At 61.3% G+C, this 13693-nt stretch carries 22 protein-coding genes; 9 read left to right on the forward strand and 13 right to left on the reverse strand.

What is annotated here, in order from left to right; genetic code table 11:
- Window positions 1-67: 67 nt before the first annotated feature.
- From AC0V6T_RS02810 to AC0V6T_RS02865, 12 genes are all read right to left on the reverse strand, one after another.
- Window positions 68-319: a hypothetical protein gene (locus AC0V6T_RS02810; protein WP_111993765.1), complete on the reverse strand. Its 252-nt coding sequence runs from the start codon at window positions 317-319 to the stop codon at window positions 68-70.
- On the reverse strand, window positions 319-669 hold the full coding sequence (locus AC0V6T_RS02815) for a hypothetical protein (RefSeq protein ID WP_486124142.1): 351 nt from the start codon (window positions 667-669) through the stop codon (window positions 319-321). Before AC0V6T_RS02815 ends, AC0V6T_RS02810 begins: the two co-directional genes overlap by 1 nt.
- Window positions 669-938, reverse strand: a complete 270-nt coding sequence (locus AC0V6T_RS02820; protein WP_486124144.1) for a hypothetical protein — start codon at window positions 936-938, stop codon at window positions 669-671. The genes AC0V6T_RS02815 and AC0V6T_RS02820 overlap by 1 nt, the downstream gene beginning before the upstream one ends.
- Window positions 938-1237 carry a hypothetical protein gene (locus AC0V6T_RS02825; RefSeq protein WP_007164933.1) on the reverse strand — a complete coding sequence of 100 codons (300 nt, stop codon included), beginning with the start codon at window positions 1235-1237 and terminating at the stop codon, window positions 938-940. The genes AC0V6T_RS02820 and AC0V6T_RS02825 overlap by 1 nt, the downstream gene beginning before the upstream one ends.
- Window positions 1237-1602, reverse strand: a complete 366-nt coding sequence (locus AC0V6T_RS02830; RefSeq protein ID WP_486124146.1) for a hypothetical protein — start codon at window positions 1600-1602, stop codon at window positions 1237-1239. The genes AC0V6T_RS02825 and AC0V6T_RS02830 overlap by 1 nt, the downstream gene beginning before the upstream one ends.
- On the reverse strand, window positions 1599-1946 hold the full coding sequence (locus AC0V6T_RS02835) for a hypothetical protein (protein ID WP_486124148.1): 348 nt from the start codon (window positions 1944-1946) through the stop codon (window positions 1599-1601). The genes AC0V6T_RS02830 and AC0V6T_RS02835 overlap by 4 nt, the downstream gene beginning before the upstream one ends.
- The gene (locus AC0V6T_RS02840) at window positions 1946-2260 is read right to left on the reverse strand and encodes a hypothetical protein (RefSeq protein ID WP_007164930.1); all 315 of its coding nucleotides are present in this window, start codon (window positions 2258-2260) and stop codon (window positions 1946-1948) included. Before AC0V6T_RS02840 ends, AC0V6T_RS02835 begins: the two co-directional genes overlap by 1 nt.
- A gap of 32 nt (window positions 2261-2292) precedes the next feature.
- Complete coding sequence (locus AC0V6T_RS02845) at window positions 2293-2559, reverse strand: hypothetical protein (RefSeq protein WP_486124150.1); 267 nt, start codon at window positions 2557-2559, stop codon at window positions 2293-2295.
- Window positions 2560-2586: 27 nt separating this feature from the next.
- The gene (gene pspC / locus AC0V6T_RS02850; RefSeq protein ID WP_486124152.1) at window positions 2587-2961 is read right to left on the reverse strand and encodes an envelope stress response membrane protein PspC; all 375 of its coding nucleotides are present in this window, start codon (window positions 2959-2961) and stop codon (window positions 2587-2589) included.
- Window positions 2958-3260 (reverse strand): envelope stress response membrane protein PspB, encoded by a 303-nt coding sequence (gene pspB / locus AC0V6T_RS02855; RefSeq protein ID WP_486124154.1) that lies wholly within the window; start codon window positions 3258-3260, stop codon window positions 2958-2960. Before pspB ends, pspC begins: the two co-directional genes overlap by 4 nt.
- A gap of 33 nt (window positions 3261-3293) precedes the next feature.
- Window positions 3294-4148, reverse strand: coding sequence for a phage shock protein PspA (gene pspA, locus AC0V6T_RS02860; protein WP_486128480.1), 855 nt, complete (start codon window positions 4146-4148; stop codon window positions 3294-3296).
- A gap of 104 nt (window positions 4149-4252) precedes the next feature.
- Entirely contained in the window at window positions 4253-4420 is a 168-nt protein-coding gene (locus tag AC0V6T_RS02865) for a hypothetical protein (RefSeq protein WP_007164925.1), read from the reverse strand.
- Between the two features lie 168 nt (window positions 4421-4588).
- On the opposite strand from AC0V6T_RS02865, the gene pspF reads away from it, so the two are divergent.
- The 9 genes from pspF (at window position 4589) to AC0V6T_RS02910 (ending at window position 13280) form a co-directional block, all read left to right on the forward strand.
- A complete protein-coding gene (pspF, locus tag AC0V6T_RS02870; RefSeq protein ID WP_486124156.1) occupies window positions 4589-5638 on the forward strand; it encodes a phage shock protein operon transcriptional activator in 1050 nt (349 codons plus the stop codon).
- A gap of 82 nt (window positions 5639-5720) precedes the next feature.
- On the forward strand, window positions 5721-6050 hold the full coding sequence (locus tag AC0V6T_RS02875; RefSeq protein ID WP_486124158.1) for a hypothetical protein: 330 nt from the start codon (window positions 5721-5723) through the stop codon (window positions 6048-6050).
- 48 nt (window positions 6051-6098) lie between these two features.
- The gene (locus AC0V6T_RS02880; protein ID WP_007164922.1) at window positions 6099-6509 is read left to right on the forward strand and encodes a PilZ domain-containing protein; all 411 of its coding nucleotides are present in this window, start codon (window positions 6099-6101) and stop codon (window positions 6507-6509) included.
- Window positions 6510-6693: 184 nt separating this feature from the next.
- Window positions 6694-7260 carry a ribosome maturation protein RimP gene (rimP, locus tag AC0V6T_RS02885; RefSeq protein ID WP_486124160.1) on the forward strand — a complete coding sequence of 189 codons (567 nt, stop codon included), beginning with the start codon at window positions 6694-6696 and terminating at the stop codon, window positions 7258-7260.
- Complete coding sequence (gene nusA, locus AC0V6T_RS02890) at window positions 7260-8903, forward strand: transcription termination factor NusA (protein WP_007164920.1); 1644 nt, start codon at window positions 7260-7262, stop codon at window positions 8901-8903. The genes rimP and nusA overlap by 1 nt, the downstream gene beginning before the upstream one ends.
- Entirely contained in the window at window positions 8884-9618 is a 735-nt protein-coding gene (locus tag AC0V6T_RS02895) for a DUF448 domain-containing protein (RefSeq protein ID WP_486124162.1), read from the forward strand. The genes nusA and AC0V6T_RS02895 overlap by 20 nt, the downstream gene beginning before the upstream one ends.
- A 96-nt stretch (window positions 9619-9714) precedes the next feature.
- Window positions 9715-12264 carry a translation initiation factor IF-2 gene (gene infB, locus AC0V6T_RS02900; protein ID WP_486124164.1) on the forward strand — a complete coding sequence of 850 codons (2550 nt, stop codon included), beginning with the start codon at window positions 9715-9717 and terminating at the stop codon, window positions 12262-12264.
- An 18-nt stretch (window positions 12265-12282) separates the two neighbouring features.
- Window positions 12283-12723, forward strand: coding sequence for a PaaI family thioesterase (locus tag AC0V6T_RS02905; protein WP_007164917.1), 441 nt, complete (start codon window positions 12283-12285; stop codon window positions 12721-12723).
- A complete protein-coding gene (locus AC0V6T_RS02910) occupies window positions 12723-13280 on the forward strand; it encodes a DUF1697 domain-containing protein (RefSeq protein ID WP_486124166.1) in 558 nt (185 codons plus the stop codon). The genes AC0V6T_RS02905 and AC0V6T_RS02910 overlap by 1 nt, the downstream gene beginning before the upstream one ends.
- Before the next feature lie 90 nt (window positions 13281-13370).
- Here the strand turns inward: AC0V6T_RS02910 and AC0V6T_RS02915 are convergent, their stop codons facing one another.
- On the reverse strand, window positions 13371-13625 hold the full coding sequence (locus tag AC0V6T_RS02915; protein WP_486124168.1) for a hypothetical protein: 255 nt from the start codon (window positions 13623-13625) through the stop codon (window positions 13371-13373).
- Window positions 13626-13693: the final 68 nt, after the last annotated feature.

The raw sequence follows: 13693 nt of genomic DNA on the forward strand, positions 1-13693 counted from the left end.
GGCGCATTTAGGATGCGCGGCTGCGAAGCGAAAGGGGCGTGGGCGAGTAAGCCGCGAAACAATTCGCTTAAAGCTCAACTCCGCTGGCAATCGCTTCGAGCTTCTTGATCCGCTCTTTCATGTCGGCAAGCTCGATCCGGGCTGCACCGACGCTGGCGCCGCCTTCGATTTCGGCTGCGGGATCCGGGCGGGTGGTGCCGCGTTCGATCTCCTCGCGCTTCAGTTGGAGCCAGCCCTGCCACGCTCGCAAGAGCGCAAAGGCGACCACGGTGATGCCAACAAGGCAGGTTGCGGCGATAACGAGTACGGGGTCCATCATCATTGGCTCTGCTCCTCCTTGGACGGGAGTGGGGTTGAAGCTATCGATCCCTCGCCAGGGCTTCTGAGAGCTTCGATTTCAGCGGCGATGCGCGCACGTTCGCGGGCATCCATCGTGTTGTTGTCGGTTGCGATGCGTTCGAGAACGTGAAGGCGCTCGCGCAATTGTTCCATTTCGCGCCGGGTCTCTTCGATCTCGGCGCGGCTTGGGCGGTCGTCTTCGTCATGGGCGCGCGGCGTCCACGTTTCGTTGCCTTCGGCATCGGTCGTGATGCCGTGGCGCGCCTTGGCCATCTGGACGATCCCCCAGACGACGATGGCGATAACAGCGACGATGGCCCACGAACTCATTACTGGTTTCCTCCAAGCTTCGGTTTGGCAGCCGGTTCACGCAGCGCCTCGATTTCTTCGGCAAGGTCGATCGAGCGGTCGGTCGCGATGCGTTCAAGCACGCGGACGCGTTCTTCGAGGTTCATGCCTTCGGACCTGTCGATGGCCTTTCGGTTCTTGCTCGTCCGGCGCCAGCGCATGGCGAAGTAGACCGCTGCGCCCGTGACACCGGCCACGACTGCCGACATCTGCATGGCATCGAACATCAAGGCGGTGTCAGGGCCAAACATCAGCCGTTCTCCAACTGGCGGCGCGATTTCACATCGTCGCGCAGGGCTTCGATCTCATCCGACAGCAGCGAACCGCGATCGGTTGCGAGGCGTTCGAGCACCTTGAGGCGATCTTCGATCATCTCGGTGCGTTCGGCGATCTGGCTCACCGTTTCGCTGGACTTCGATCCGATCAGCGAATGTTCGCGTGCCCACTTCTTGTGGGCGTAGACCTTGGCAACGATCGCGTTGATGCTGATGCCGGTGATCGCGACCACGACAGTGATGAAACTGAAGATGAGGACGAGATCCATATCCATTATGCGTTCCCTTCATCCTTGCGGTTTTCGAGGCGGCGATCCTTCAATTGGTCGATCTCGCTCGACAGGTGATAGCCGCTGTCGGTGACGATGCGTTCCACGTTCGCGAGCCGGTCCTTTACCGAGCCCAGTTCCGCGCGAAGCTCTGCGTTTTCCTGGGTGAGCAGGGTCACGCGCTGCTTGGCTTCGTGGTCGGTTTTCGGGTGGAGAGCCTGTCCCCACGAACCGTCAAGCGGGTAGCCGTTCTGGATGCGCAGCTTGGTCGTGTAGATCCAGCCGAGCACACCTGCGCCTCCCACGGCGAGAGCGCCGCCGATGATCCAGGGAAGGTTCGGAATGATGACTGCAGCAGCGTCGGGGCTCATTGCTGTGTTTCCTTCTGGCCAAAGTTCAGGGGAGTGCCGCTGTCGGTGCTGGAGGGTTTGTCGCGCAGCGCCTCGATCTCTTCGGAGAGCGTGTAGCCGCGGTCTGTGACGATCTTTTCGAGCACGATCATGCGGTCCTGCATGGCGTCGAGCTTATTGTTGAGCTCGCGGTTTTCCGCCTTGAGCTTCTCATTCTCGCCGCCCGTGTCGCGCTTGGAGGTCTTGCCGCCCCACTCGTCTTCGAGGTCATAGCCGTGCTTGGCGCGGATCCAGTTGTTGATCAGCCATCCGCCCATGCTGACAGCGATGATGGCGATGACGAAAGAGGGGCCGCCCCAATCCATTATGCGGTTTCCTTGTTGCTGATGTTGAGGGGGACACCGGCGTCGCTGTCCTCGACCGAACGCGTGTCACGCAGTGCTTCGATCTGGGTCGCGATGTCGTAGCCGCGGTCGGTGACGATGCGTTCGAGCACCTGGACCCGGTCTTCGAGCTTCTGGACCTGCGCGGCGTATTGCGCGGCTTTCTCAGCCGTCGCGTCGGCGGTCGCGTCCATCTTGAGCTCTGCCATCTTTTGCTGATGCTTTGCCCAGATCGCGATGACCGGGATCGATACCCCAATGATCGGAATGAGAAGTGCGAGTTGACCCGGATCCATGACTTAATTGCCCCTTCGTGTGTTGACGCGCCTCAGCGCAGTTTTTCAATCTCGTCGGCCGTTCTGCGGGCCGGGTCGATGGCGATCTGCTCGAGCACCGCGATCCGGTCCTGCATCAGGCTGACGGTTTCCTTCAGCTCGACGTTCTCGTGTGTGAGAGCCGCTGACCTGTTCTGATTGCCAGACTTGATCCGCGCCATTTCGCGGCGGTGGCTCAGGAACATGCTGGTCAGTCCCAACACACCGGAGAACGCCAGGATCACGAGCATTGCGTTCAGGAATACTTCGCCGATTGGCATGACCCTATCTCCCCTACGAACGCTGGATCAGCGCAGTTGTTCGATCTCGGCCGTCAGGCGCGGGTTGTTGCTGACATAGTAGGTTTCAACGTCAGCAAGCCGGCGGTCGATGTCCCGGAAGCGGGAGCGAATTTCGCGCGCCGTGCGCTTCGGGCTCTGGCGGACACGCTGCCAGTACTGCTGTTCCTGATTGTCGCGGTACAGGTGCGGCGGCTTCTTCTGGAGGAGCGCGCCAGCAATGAAGTAGGCGATCAGCGGCCAGCCGAGCGTGATGGTGAGAACCACCATGCCGAGGCGCAGCCAGAAGGCGTCGATCCCGGTGTAGTCCGCAATGCCGGAGCACACTCCCATCAGCTTTGCATTGTGCTTGTCTCGATAAAGCGAGGTGCGGGGACTATTCATTGGCTGGCTCCTTTCTTTTCGGCCATCAGCTGTTCGAGTTCGCGCAGCTGCTGGTTGTCGGTGTCCTGGTCGGCCTGAAGGCGCTTGACCGGATTGAATGATGGGTCATCGGAAGCGACCAGACGCTCCACCGTATCCATGCGCTCGTCGAGGCGCTTAGCGAGGTTGTAGAGCTCTTCGAGCAGCACCTCGTCGTCAGTGGTGATCGTGGCTGCCGTCTTCCACTTGGTCACGTAGTGGAGGATCAGCCACGGCAGGCCGATGAAAAGCATCGGGATGATTATAAATTCGGGGTCCACGGTTCAATTCCCTGTCGTGTTTCTAATCGTTGTTCAGTCGTCTTTTTCAGGCTTGCCGAGCGCTTTTTTCATTTCCGCAAGCTCATCGTCGATCGCATCGGCACCTTCGAGCGCGGCGATCTCGTCAGAGAGCGACGGCGGCTGGTCCTGACCGATCTGGATCGCATCGGCGCGCCCTTCGGCATAGTCGACGCGGCGTTCAAGCTGGTCGAAGCGGGCAAGCGCCTCGTCCGTGCGTTCGGTGCTCATCAGCGTGCGCAGCTTCACACGGTTTTCCGCGCTTTCGAGACGCGCCGCGATAGCGGTCTGGCGGCTGCGGGCTTCGCGCAGGCGATGCTGCAGCTTCTGAATGTCGTCTTCGTAAGCGCGCAGCGCGTCGTCGAGTACGGCGATCTCGGCGCGCAGCTGGTCTGCCATGCCGGTCGCTTTCTTCTTCTCGACGAGAGCAGCGCGAGCCAGGTCTTCGCGGTCCTTCGAAAGCGCGAGCTGCGCTTTCTCGCCCCAATCTGCCTGGAGCTTGTCGAGCTTGACGACGTGACGGTGCATTTCTTTCTGGTCTGCAATCGTGCGCGCCGCGCTTGCCCGGACTTCCACCAGCGTTTCTTCCATCTCGAGGATGATCATGCGGATCATCTTCTGCGGGTCGTCCGCCTTGTCGAGCATGTCGTTGAAGTTCGCGGCAATGATGTCACGAGTGCGGCTGAAAATGCCCATAAAGGCTACTCCATCTAGGAACGGGTTAGTGCTCTGGCGCGAGTCGTCGTCACGATCGCTTGAGCCATGAGTTTGCGTCGGGGTGGGGCTGCGACGCAAGGCCTCGATTTCTTCGTCGAGACGCGAGAGCTTTGAGGGGTGGGCCGAAGCGCTGCCGTCGGAGCGAACGCGCATCGGGGTAAGCGCGTCGCTGAGATCGGCATTCGCGACTGGAGACTTGCGCTCCGGCCCGAAAGGATCACCACCTGGAATATCGTCCCGCTTGCTCACAATCAGCCTCAAGCGAGCTCGACCAGCATGGTGCTGTTGCCGCTGGGTTGTGCAATGTGAGCATCTTCCAGACCCAGGTTCATCTGGCTGGTCAGAGCGATCATCGCGACCATTGCAGCGACGCTGGCGAGCGAGGCGTGGCCAAGCTTGCTGCGGAAGAATGAGGCGTTGTACATTGTGGGTCTCCAAGAACGTGTCTGCGTTTGCCCCCATGTCTGCAACCAGCGTGCCAAACTTGAAAACCGGCGGAAACCCTTGGTTTTTGGATGACTCCCGCATGAATGGCATGGTTCCTATTGCCAAACATTGGGATTTTTCACTATAGGTTAGTGCAAGGAGGGATCATGGAGCGCGAAAACCAGTTTATCGGCCAGTCCGGCGCCTTTCTCGACGCGGTCGAGCGCGCCTCGCGTGCTGCGCCCATGAGCCGACCCGTTCTGGTCATCGGCGAGCGCGGAACCGGCAAGGAACTGATCGCCGAACGTCTCCACCGCCTGTCGACCCGTTGGGACGAACCGCTCGTCACCATGAACTGCGCCGCGCTTCCCGAAAGCTTGATCGAGGCCGAATTGTTCGGTCACGAGGCGGGCGCTTTTACGGGTGCTACCAAGGCGCGCGCGGGAAGGTTCGAGGAGGCCGACAAGGGCACTCTGTTTCTCGACGAACTGGGCACCTTGTCGATGGGCGCACAAGAACGCCTGCTGAGAGCAGTCGAATATGGCGAAGTGACCCGCATCGGTTCCTCGCGCCCGGTCCGCGTCGATGTGCGCATTGTCGCCGCAACCAATGACGACCTGCCCAATCTTGCCGAAACCGGGGAGTTTCGTGCCGACCTGCTTGACCGACTGAGTTTCGAAGTCATCACGCTTCCTCCCCTGCGCGTGCGCGAAGGCGACGTGGGCGTTCTGGCCGAGTATTTTGCACGGCGAATGGCGGCAGAGCTCGACTGGCATGGCTGGCCGGGCTTTGCGCCGCACGTGATGAACCAGCTCGAAGAATATGGCTGGCCCGGAAATGTGCGCGAGCTGCGCAACGTGGTCGAACGCTCAGTCTATCGCTGGGACGATCCCGACACGCCGATCGCGCATGTTCAGTTCGACCCGTTCGACAGCCCTTGGAAACCGGCAGCGCCGAGCCACCGCCGCTCCAATGCTCCAGTTCCCGCTGCGCCGTCTTCCGCGCCCGCCGCCAGCGACTTTGCGACGCAGGCTCCGTGTTTCGACGAGATCGAGGATCTGCGCGCTGCGGTCGATGCGCATGAGCGAGCCATCGTCGAACATGCCCTTGGCAAGCATCGCTGGAATCAGCGCCAGACCGCAAAGGCGCTTGGCCTCAGCTATGACCAGCTGCGCCACTGCATCAAGAAGCATGCCCTGATGGAAGAGGCCGACTGACCTGTTTCGCGTAAACATGGGCCAATCGGCACGTCTCTAGGGCAACCAATCCTTAAGCGCGGGCCTCTACGCCTGCTTTGTGATGCGAAAAAGCACCCTCCTGCAAAGTGTGTCGTCCGGGATTCGTTCCTATGGCCAGAGCATCATCCTGACCGCAATCTTCGCGACTGCGGTCTGGTATCTGGGCCCGATGTTGCTTCACGACCTGATGGATCCAGAGATGCGGGAGATCGTGGAGTTGCGCGAAGAGGCGGGAGAACGCGCCATCGCTGGCTATGAGGCGGCTTCCCAGCGCAGCGAGCACGCGTCTCAGCTAGCCGATGAAGGCTGGGGCGACGAGGTTGCCGATGATGCGTGGGGCGATGATGCCCGACAGCAACCTCCGGCTAATGGCCTAAGGGAAACACCCTAGGTACGCCTCAAGAACGGCTTTGCCATAAGGCCTTAGCAATGCTTGGCCATGAACCGCCCATCTGCTCTTTTACGTAAAGCCTATGCTCCTGACGATCCGATCCAGGTCGGCAGGCGCGGCGCCCCGCGACTTCGACTGGCGATCCCTGCGAAGCTCGTCTCGCGCTACGATACGCGCCGGTGCATTCTTGTGGATCTTTCCCTCACCGGGGCGAAGGTCAGTCTCCAAGATCCGCTCGCCAAGGGCGAAGACGCTCTGCTGCAAGTTGGCACGCTCGAGCCGTTTGGCGAGGTGGTGCGGTGCCAAAAGGGAGTCCATGGCGGGACAGTCGGTCTTTCATTCGATCCTCCTCTCAGAGAGGCCGATGTGCTGGGCGTGCGCGCCTTTGCTGAACGGTACGAAGAAGACGAGGTGCGCGCACTCAGAGCAGAGGTGAGGCGCTGGGTCACCGGAGTTTGATAAACCCACGCGGTAAAAAACATTCTGCGTGTGACGCGGGGCTTGCCAAAGCCGGGTCGGACGCCTAACTGAGCACCCATCCCGACATCGTCGAAACTTTGAAGGGGCTGGCGCCGCGAGGGGCCGGCACAAACGGCCCTTGCCATTTCGATGATGTCACAATTGAAGAGTAACACGCCGCCGCATGACCGACATTGCACGTCTTACAGACCTGATCGAACCTGAAGCCGAGGCTTTGGGTTTCGAACTGGTGCGCGTGAAGATGATGCCTTCCGAGGCTGGCGATGGCGGGGAAGCCTTGCAGATCATGGCGGAAGACCCCGCCACCGGTCAGCTGGTGATTGAACAATGCGCCGAGCTCTCGCGCCGCGTTTCCGACATGATCGATGCGCGCGAGGAAGCGGGCGAAGTTCTGATCGAAGGCGCGTATCATCTCGAAGTGTCCTCGCCCGGCATCGACCGCCCCCTCACCCGTGAAAAGGACTTCACGAACTGGGCCGGTCACGAAGCGCGGATCGTCATGACCAAGGGCTTCGACGGCCAGCGCGTCTATAAAGGCGAGCTTGGCGGCATCGAAAATGGTATGGTGACCATCGACGATGCCAAGGCGGGTGAGGCAAAGCTCCCGCAAGACCAGATTCACAGCGCAAAGCTTGAGCTTACCGACAAGCTTATCGCTGCAACCAAACCCATCGACACCACTGGTGCCGAAGACATTGTAGAAGACCAAGAAGAAAAGGCAGACGACTGATGGCCAGTGCCATTTCCGCCAACAAGGCAGAACTGCTCGCGATTGCAAACTCCGTCGCTAGCGAGAAGATGATCGACAAGACCATCGTCATCGAGGCGATGGAAGAAGCGATCCAGAAATCGGCTCGCAACCGTTACGGCGCCGAGAACGACATTCGCGCAAAGCTCGATCCCAACACCGGCGACCTGACGCTGTGGCGCGTGGTCGAGGTCGTTGAAGAGGTCGAGGACTACTTCAAGCAGGTCGATCTCAAGCAGGCTCAGAAGCTTCAGGACGGCGCGAGCGTCGGCGACTTTATCGTCGATCCGCTGCCCCCGGTCGACCTTGGCCGTATCGACGCGCAATCGGCAAAGCAGGTGATCTTCCAGAAGGTCCGCGATGCAGAGCGTGAGCGCCAGTTTGAAGAGTTCAAGGACCGCGCAGGCGAAATCATCACCGGCGTGATCAAGTCGGTCGAGTTCGGCCACGTGATCGTGAACCTTGGCCGCGCAGAAGGCGTCATCCGCCGCGACCAGCAAATCCCGCGTGAAGCCGCCCGTGTTGGCGAGCGCGTCCGCGCTCTCATCACCAAGGTCGAGCGTAACAATCGCGGACCCCAGATCTTCCTGTCGCGCGCTGCGCCTGACTTCATGCGCAAGCTGTTCGCTCAGGAAGTGCCCGAGATTTACGACGGCATCATCGAGATCAAGGCCGCTGCCCGCGATCCGGGTTCGCGCGCCAAGATCGGCGTCATCAGCCACGATTCCAGCATCGACCCGGTCGGCGCTTGCGTCGGTATGAAGGGTAGCCGCGTTCAGGCTGTCGTTCAGGAGCTTCAGGGCGAAAAGATCGACATCATTCCGTGGTCGGAAGACACCGCGACCTTCGTCGTGAACGCGCTTCAGCCGGCAACGGTTGCCCGCGTGGTCCTCGACGAAGAAGATGGCCGCATCGAAGTGGTCGTCCCGGATGACCAGCTGTCGCTCGCCATCGGTCGCCGCGGCCAGAACGTGCGTCTCGCCAGTCAGCTGACCGGTCACCAGATCGACATCATGACCGAGGAAGAAGCTTCGGAGAAGCGCTCCAAGGAATTCGCCGAACGCTCCAAGATGTTCGAAGAAGAGCTCGACGTCGACGAGACGCTTTCGCAGCTGCTCGTGGCCGAAGGCTTCGCGATGCTGGAAGAGGTCGCCTACGTCGAAATGGCCGAACTCGCCGCAATCGAAGGCTTTGACGAAGAACTCGCCGAAGAGCTTCAGAGCCGCGCGATCGAAGCCCTTGAGCGTCAGGAAGAAGCGCATCGCACCGCCCGCCGTGAACTTGGCGTTGAAGATGCGATTGCCGAGCTGCCTCACCTCAACGAAGCGATGCTTGTCACGCTTGGCAAGGCGGGTCTCAAGACGCTCGACGATGTGGCCGATCTTGCCACCGACGAACTAATCGCGAAGAAGCGCGAAGCACCGCGCCGCCGAAACAACACCGACGGTCCGCCGATGCGTCGCCCGCAGCGCGAGCAGGACAAGGGCGGTGTGCTTGGTGAATATGGCCTCACCGAAGAGCAGGGCAACGAGATCATCATGGCTGCCCGCGCACACTGGTTTGAAGACGAGGAGCCCGCTAGCGCTCCCGCTGAGGAGGCCGCCGATGCGGACTCCACCCAATGAGCGCGTAAACCCCGACATCGCTGAAGAAACAGCTCCCGGAAACGCTTCCGGGAGCGAACGCCGCTGCGTCCTTTCCGGCGAGGTGCACCCTCGCGAGGAATTGATCCGGCTTGCCGTTGCGCCTGATGGATCCGTCCATCCCGACCCTGCGGGCAAGGCCCCGGGCCGCGGGGCGTGGATCGCGCCCGATCGCGCTGCGCTTGAAAGCGCGATGGCGGATGGCCATCTCAAGCGGGCGCTGATGCGCGCATTCAAGGGTGGGCCAGCCAATGACGACGGAAAGCGCGTTCCGCTTTCCTACAGCGACGATTTGCCGCACAGGATCGGATCCGCGCTGGTCAAGGTCCTTGCCGACAGGCTGGGTCTTGAACTGCGCGGTGGAAACATCGTGCTTGGGTCTGCGAAGATCGAAGAACATGCCCGCACGGGCCGCATCGCGCTTTTGCTGCACGCCACCGACAGCAGCGAGGACGGGCGCAAGAAGCTCGACCAGGCATGGCGCGTGGGGATGGAAAAGCAAGGATCGGGTCAGCGCGGGACAGTCTTGCCACTGGACCGCGATGCTCTGTCTGTGGCATTGGGCCGCGAAAATGTCGTCCATCTGGGCGTTTCGGGCCCGCGCGGTGTCCGGTCGAAAGGACCGAGCGCGGCAGACCGGGTAGGGCAGGCGGCCATGCGCCTGTCTCGTTTTATGGGGAGCGACCCTCCCGAATAGCGGCCCCTGATGACGTAGAAGCACTGATGCAGATATGCGCGCCGGGATCTGCCCAGCGCGGCGACAGAAGAATTTTTGAAGGACGAACGAGCTAGAATGAGCGACGAAGAAAAAAAACCTGCACGTAAACCGCTGGGCCTGAAAAGGGCGGTCGATGCTGGCGAGGTCAAGCAGACCTTCAGCCATGGCCGTACCAACAAGGTGGCGGTGGAAGTGAAGCGCCGCCGCAAGCTCGTGAAACCGGGCGAAGCGCCTGCGCCTGAGCCGACACCTGCACCGGAGCCTGCGCCAGAACCTGCGCCCGAACCGGTCGCCAAGAAAGAGCCGCCCAAGAAGGCCGCTCCCAAGAAGCCTGCACCGGCTGCGGAAACCCCGCAGGAACGTGTCGCTCGCCTTCAGCGCGAAGCCGAGGAAGACCGCCTGAAGCTCGCCGAAGAAGCGCGCAAGCGTGAAGAGCAGAAGGCAAAGCAGGCTGCCGAGGAAGAAAAGAAGCGCCAGGAAGACAACAAGAAGGCCGAGGAAGAAGCCGAAAAGCGCGCCAAGGAAGAAGCCGAAGCCGCCAAGCAGGCCGAAGCCGAACCTGAGGCTGCACCGGCCAAGGAAGAATCGCCTGCCGCCAAGGGCAGCCCGACGCCTGCTGCGCGCAAGTTCACGCCTGTCGCCCGGCCCGAGCCCAAGCGCCCGGCCAAGAAGAAGGAAGACAAGCGCGCCGCCAAGGACACCGGCGGCGGCGGCAAGGACAAGCGCCGCTCTGGCAAGCTGACCGTCACCAAGGCTCTGAACGAGGACGAAGGCCGCCGTGCACGCAGCCTCGCCGCATTGAAGCGTGCGCGCGAAAAAGAGCGCCGCATGCAAGGCGGCGGCTCCTCCAAGCCGCGTGAAAAGCAGGTCCGCGACGTGATCGTCCCTGAAGCCATCACGGTTGGCGAGCTTGCCAAGCGTATGGGTGAGAAGGGCGCCGACCTCGTAAAGGAGCTGTTCAACCTCGACATGATGGTCACGGTCAACCAGACCATCGACCAGGACACCGCAGAGCTGCTGGTCGAACAGTTCGGCCACAACATCGAGAAGGTCTCTGAAGCCGACGTCGATATCGACACCGAAGAGGACGTCGATCCGGAAGAAACGCTCAAAGCCCGTCCTCCAGTCGTCACGATCATGGGCCATGTCGATCACGGCAAGACCTCGCTGCTCGACGCTCTGCGCGGCACCGATGTGACCAAGGGCGAGGCCGGTGGCATCACCCAGCATATCGGCAGCTACCAGATCACGACGAAGGACAAGCAGAAGATCACCTTCCTCGACACGCCGGGCCACGCCGCGTTCACCGAAATGCGCCAGCGCGGCGCCAACGTGACCGATATCGTGGTGCTGGTTGTCGCGGCGGATGACGGCATCATGCCGCAGACGATCGAGGCGATTAATCACACCAAGGCAGCCGGCGTCCCGATGATCGTTGCGATCAACAAGATGGACAAGCCTGAGGCTGATCCCAACAATATCCGCAGCCGCCTGCTCGAGCACGAAGTGATCGTCGAGGCGATGTCGGGTGACGTGCAGGACGTGGAAATCTCCGCCAAGGAGAAGACCGGCCTTGATGAACTGCTCGAGAAGATCGCGCTTCAGGCCGAACTGCTCGAACTCAAGGCGCGTCCGGATCGCGATGCCGATGCAACCGTGATCGAGGCACAGCTCGACAAGGGCCGTGGTCCTGTCGCAACGGTGCTGATCACGCGCGGCACTCTCAAGCGCGGCGACACTTTCGTCGTCGGCACCGAGAGCGGCCGTGTGCGTGCGATCGTCAACGACCAGGGCAAGCAGATCAAGGAAGCCGGTCCGTCGATGCCGGTCGAAGTCCTTGGCCTTGGCGGCGTGCCGTCGGCTGGTGACCAGTTGACCGTGGTCGAGAACGAACAGCGTGCCCGCGAAGTTGCGGAATATCGTCAGGAAAAGGCGACCGAGCAGCGCACCGCGCTTGCTCCGACCAGCTTCGACACGATGTTCAACAACCTTCAGTCGAACGTCATCGAGTGGCCCGTTTTGGTGAAAGCCGACGTGCAGGGTTCGGTCGAGGCAATCGTCAACGCGCTGCACAACATCTCGACCGACGACATCAAGGCACGCGTGCTGCACGCAGGCGTTGGCGCCATCACCGAAAGCGACGTGACGCTCGCGGCGGCTTCGAACGCTCCGATCATCGGCTTCGGCGTTCGCCCGAACGCGAAGGCGCGCGAGCTGGTGAAACGCGACGGTGTGCGCATGATGTATTACGATGTGATCTATCACCTCACCGAAGACGTCGCGAAGGAAATGGCCGGCGAGCTTGGTCCCGAGCGGATCGAAACCGTTGTTGGCCGTGCTGCGGTCAAGCAGGTCTTCAAGTCCGGCAAGAAGGACAAGGCAGCCGGTCTGCTGGTCGAGGAAGGCGTCATCCGCAAGGGTCTGTTCGCCCGTCTCACCCGCGAGGATGTCATCGTTTCGGCGACCACCATCGCCTCGCTGCGGCGCTTCAAGGACGACGTCGACGAAGTCCGCGCTGGCCTCGAATGCGGTGTCGTGCTCGAAGACACGAACGACATCCAGCCGGGCGACCAGCTCGAGGTGTTCGAAGTCGAAGAGCGCGAACGGACACTGGAAGTCGGGTAACGACTGCCCAGCTGCGTCATGGATTGGCGACACCAGATCGAGGAGGGGGCCGAAGGGTCCCCTCACTCCAACCTTCTCGGCTCGCGGTTCGTTTCCTTCGACGAGGAGACAGCGACCGCGACCATGCATTTCACCGTCAAACGCGAGATGACCACCTGGCGCGGAGGCGTTCAGGGTGGGCTTGTTGCGGGCTATCTCGACGATGTGATGGGCTATGCTTATGTCGCCGCGACCGGCGGAGAGATGGCACCGCTCAACCTCGACATTTCGATGAGCCTCATCCGGCTGATCCCTGATGGCGCGACAATCATCGGCAAGGGCCGGGTGGTCAAGGCCGGGCGGCGCGTGGTCTTCCTCGAAGGCGAACTCCTGGGCGAGGATGGGACAGTCTATGCCCGCTCCACCTCGACCGCGATCCCGACGCCGCGCCCGTCTCCAACCGAAACGGGCATGGGCTGATGGCAGCCAGCGGGCAACGCTATCTCGCGCTTCTCGGAAGCATCAATATTGGCGGCAACCGCATCAAGATGGCTGACCTAAGGGCGGCTTTGGAGGATGCTGGGTTCAAGGATGTCGCGACCGTCGCCGCCAGCGGCAACGTGATCCTCACGGACGAGCGCGATCCCGCCATGCTCGAAGTGCAGCTGGAAAGCCTCGTTCAGGATCGCTTCGGCTTCAAGTCCTGCGCCATGGTGCGAACCGTCGACGAGGTGCGCTATTCGATTGATGAAAACCCGTTTCACGGGACCGGACCAGAGCATGGCTCAGACAAAATGGTTCACTCGATCTTTCTCAGCCAGCGGCCCGAGCAAAGCGCGGTCGACGCACTGATTGCCGATCATGCCAGCAAAGGAAGCGAGCGGCTTGCTCTCGGCGACCGGGTGCTGTTTCTCGATTACATTTACGGCGTTGGTGTGTCGGATCTGTCGAACAAGGTGCTCGAGCGCCGCCTCAAGTGCAAAGGCACCGCGCGCAACATGAACTCGCTGAAGAACATCCTATCGAAGATGGGCTGAGCGCAAGCGCGCTCTGCTTACGCAAACAGAAACGGGCGGGCGATGGCATTCCATCACCCGCCCGCTTAACGCCCGTCCGAGCGTTATCTCTTAGTTCGGCGAACCCACAGCCGGAGCAGCGGTGTTGACCTTGCCAGCCTTGGCGGCAGGCACGCGGTTTTCATTCGCATTGCGATCGTTTTCGGCGCGGCGCTCGGTCGTACGAGCTTCGGCGCGCTTGTCGTCGGCCTTTTCAAGGTTCTGTTCGTGGCGCTCAAAAGTGCCGGGGGTGGCAATGCGCTGTGCTGAAGCCATCGTGGGGGCGACGAGAGCAGCAGCAACGAGTACCGAAGTCAGCTTTTTCACGGGGGACATCCTCATCTGGTTTCATAAGTAACTAGGGGACTTTGTATCTATGCAATTGCGACTTAATG

The sequence above is a fragment of the Erythrobacter sp. S158 genome, assembly GCF_057364915.1.

Bases quoted from the DNA above. Each gene is read 5' to 3' on its own strand.
- AC0V6T_RS02895 (WP_486124162.1), top strand. From the start codon at position 8,884: ATGCGGACTCCACCCAATGAGCGCGTAAACCCCGACATCGCTGAAGAA.
- AC0V6T_RS02815 (WP_486124142.1), bottom strand. From the start codon at position 669: ATGAGTTCGTGGGCCATCGTCGCTGTTATCGCCATCGTCGTCTGGGGG.
- pspA (WP_486128480.1), bottom strand. From the start codon at position 4,148: ATGCGCGTTCGCTCCGACGGCAGCGCTTCGGCCCACCCCTCAAAGCTC.
- infB (WP_486124164.1), top strand. From the start codon at position 9,715: ATGAGCGACGAAGAAAAAAAACCTGCACGTAAACCGCTGGGCCTGAAA.
- AC0V6T_RS02905 (WP_007164917.1), top strand. From the start codon at position 12,283: ATGGATTGGCGACACCAGATCGAGGAGGGGGCCGAAGGGTCCCCTCAC.
- AC0V6T_RS02830 (WP_486124146.1), bottom strand. From the start codon at position 1,602: ATGAGCCCCGACGCTGCTGCAGTCATCATTCCGAACCTTCCCTGGATC.
- AC0V6T_RS02845 (WP_486124150.1), bottom strand. From the start codon at position 2,559: ATGCCAATCGGCGAAGTATTCCTGAACGCAATGCTCGTGATCCTGGCG.
- nusA (WP_007164920.1), top strand. From the start codon at position 7,260: ATGGCCAGTGCCATTTCCGCCAACAAGGCAGAACTGCTCGCGATTGCA.
- AC0V6T_RS02810 (WP_111993765.1), bottom strand. From the start codon at position 319: ATGATGGACCCCGTACTCGTTATCGCCGCAACCTGCCTTGTTGGCATC.
- AC0V6T_RS02840 (WP_007164930.1), bottom strand. From the start codon at position 2,260: ATGGATCCGGGTCAACTCGCACTTCTCATTCCGATCATTGGGGTATCG.
- rimP (WP_486124160.1), top strand. From the start codon at position 6,694: ATGACCGACATTGCACGTCTTACAGACCTGATCGAACCTGAAGCCGAG.
- pspF (WP_486124156.1), top strand. From the start codon at position 4,589: ATGGAGCGCGAAAACCAGTTTATCGGCCAGTCCGGCGCCTTTCTCGAC.
- AC0V6T_RS02875 (WP_486124158.1), top strand. From the start codon at position 5,721: ATGCGAAAAAGCACCCTCCTGCAAAGTGTGTCGTCCGGGATTCGTTCC.
- AC0V6T_RS02820 (WP_486124144.1), bottom strand. From the start codon at position 938: ATGTTTGGCCCTGACACCGCCTTGATGTTCGATGCCATGCAGATGTCG.
- AC0V6T_RS02910 (WP_486124166.1), top strand. From the start codon at position 12,723: ATGGCAGCCAGCGGGCAACGCTATCTCGCGCTTCTCGGAAGCATCAAT.
- pspC (WP_486124152.1), bottom strand. From the start codon at position 2,961: ATGAATAGTCCCCGCACCTCGCTTTATCGAGACAAGCACAATGCAAAG.
- AC0V6T_RS02835 (WP_486124148.1), bottom strand. From the start codon at position 1,946: ATGGATTGGGGCGGCCCCTCTTTCGTCATCGCCATCATCGCTGTCAGC.
- AC0V6T_RS02865 (WP_007164925.1), bottom strand. From the start codon at position 4,420: ATGTACAACGCCTCATTCTTCCGCAGCAAGCTTGGCCACGCCTCGCTC.
- AC0V6T_RS02880 (WP_007164922.1), top strand. From the start codon at position 6,099: ATGAACCGCCCATCTGCTCTTTTACGTAAAGCCTATGCTCCTGACGAT.
- AC0V6T_RS02825 (WP_007164933.1), bottom strand. From the start codon at position 1,237: ATGGATATGGATCTCGTCCTCATCTTCAGTTTCATCACTGTCGTGGTC.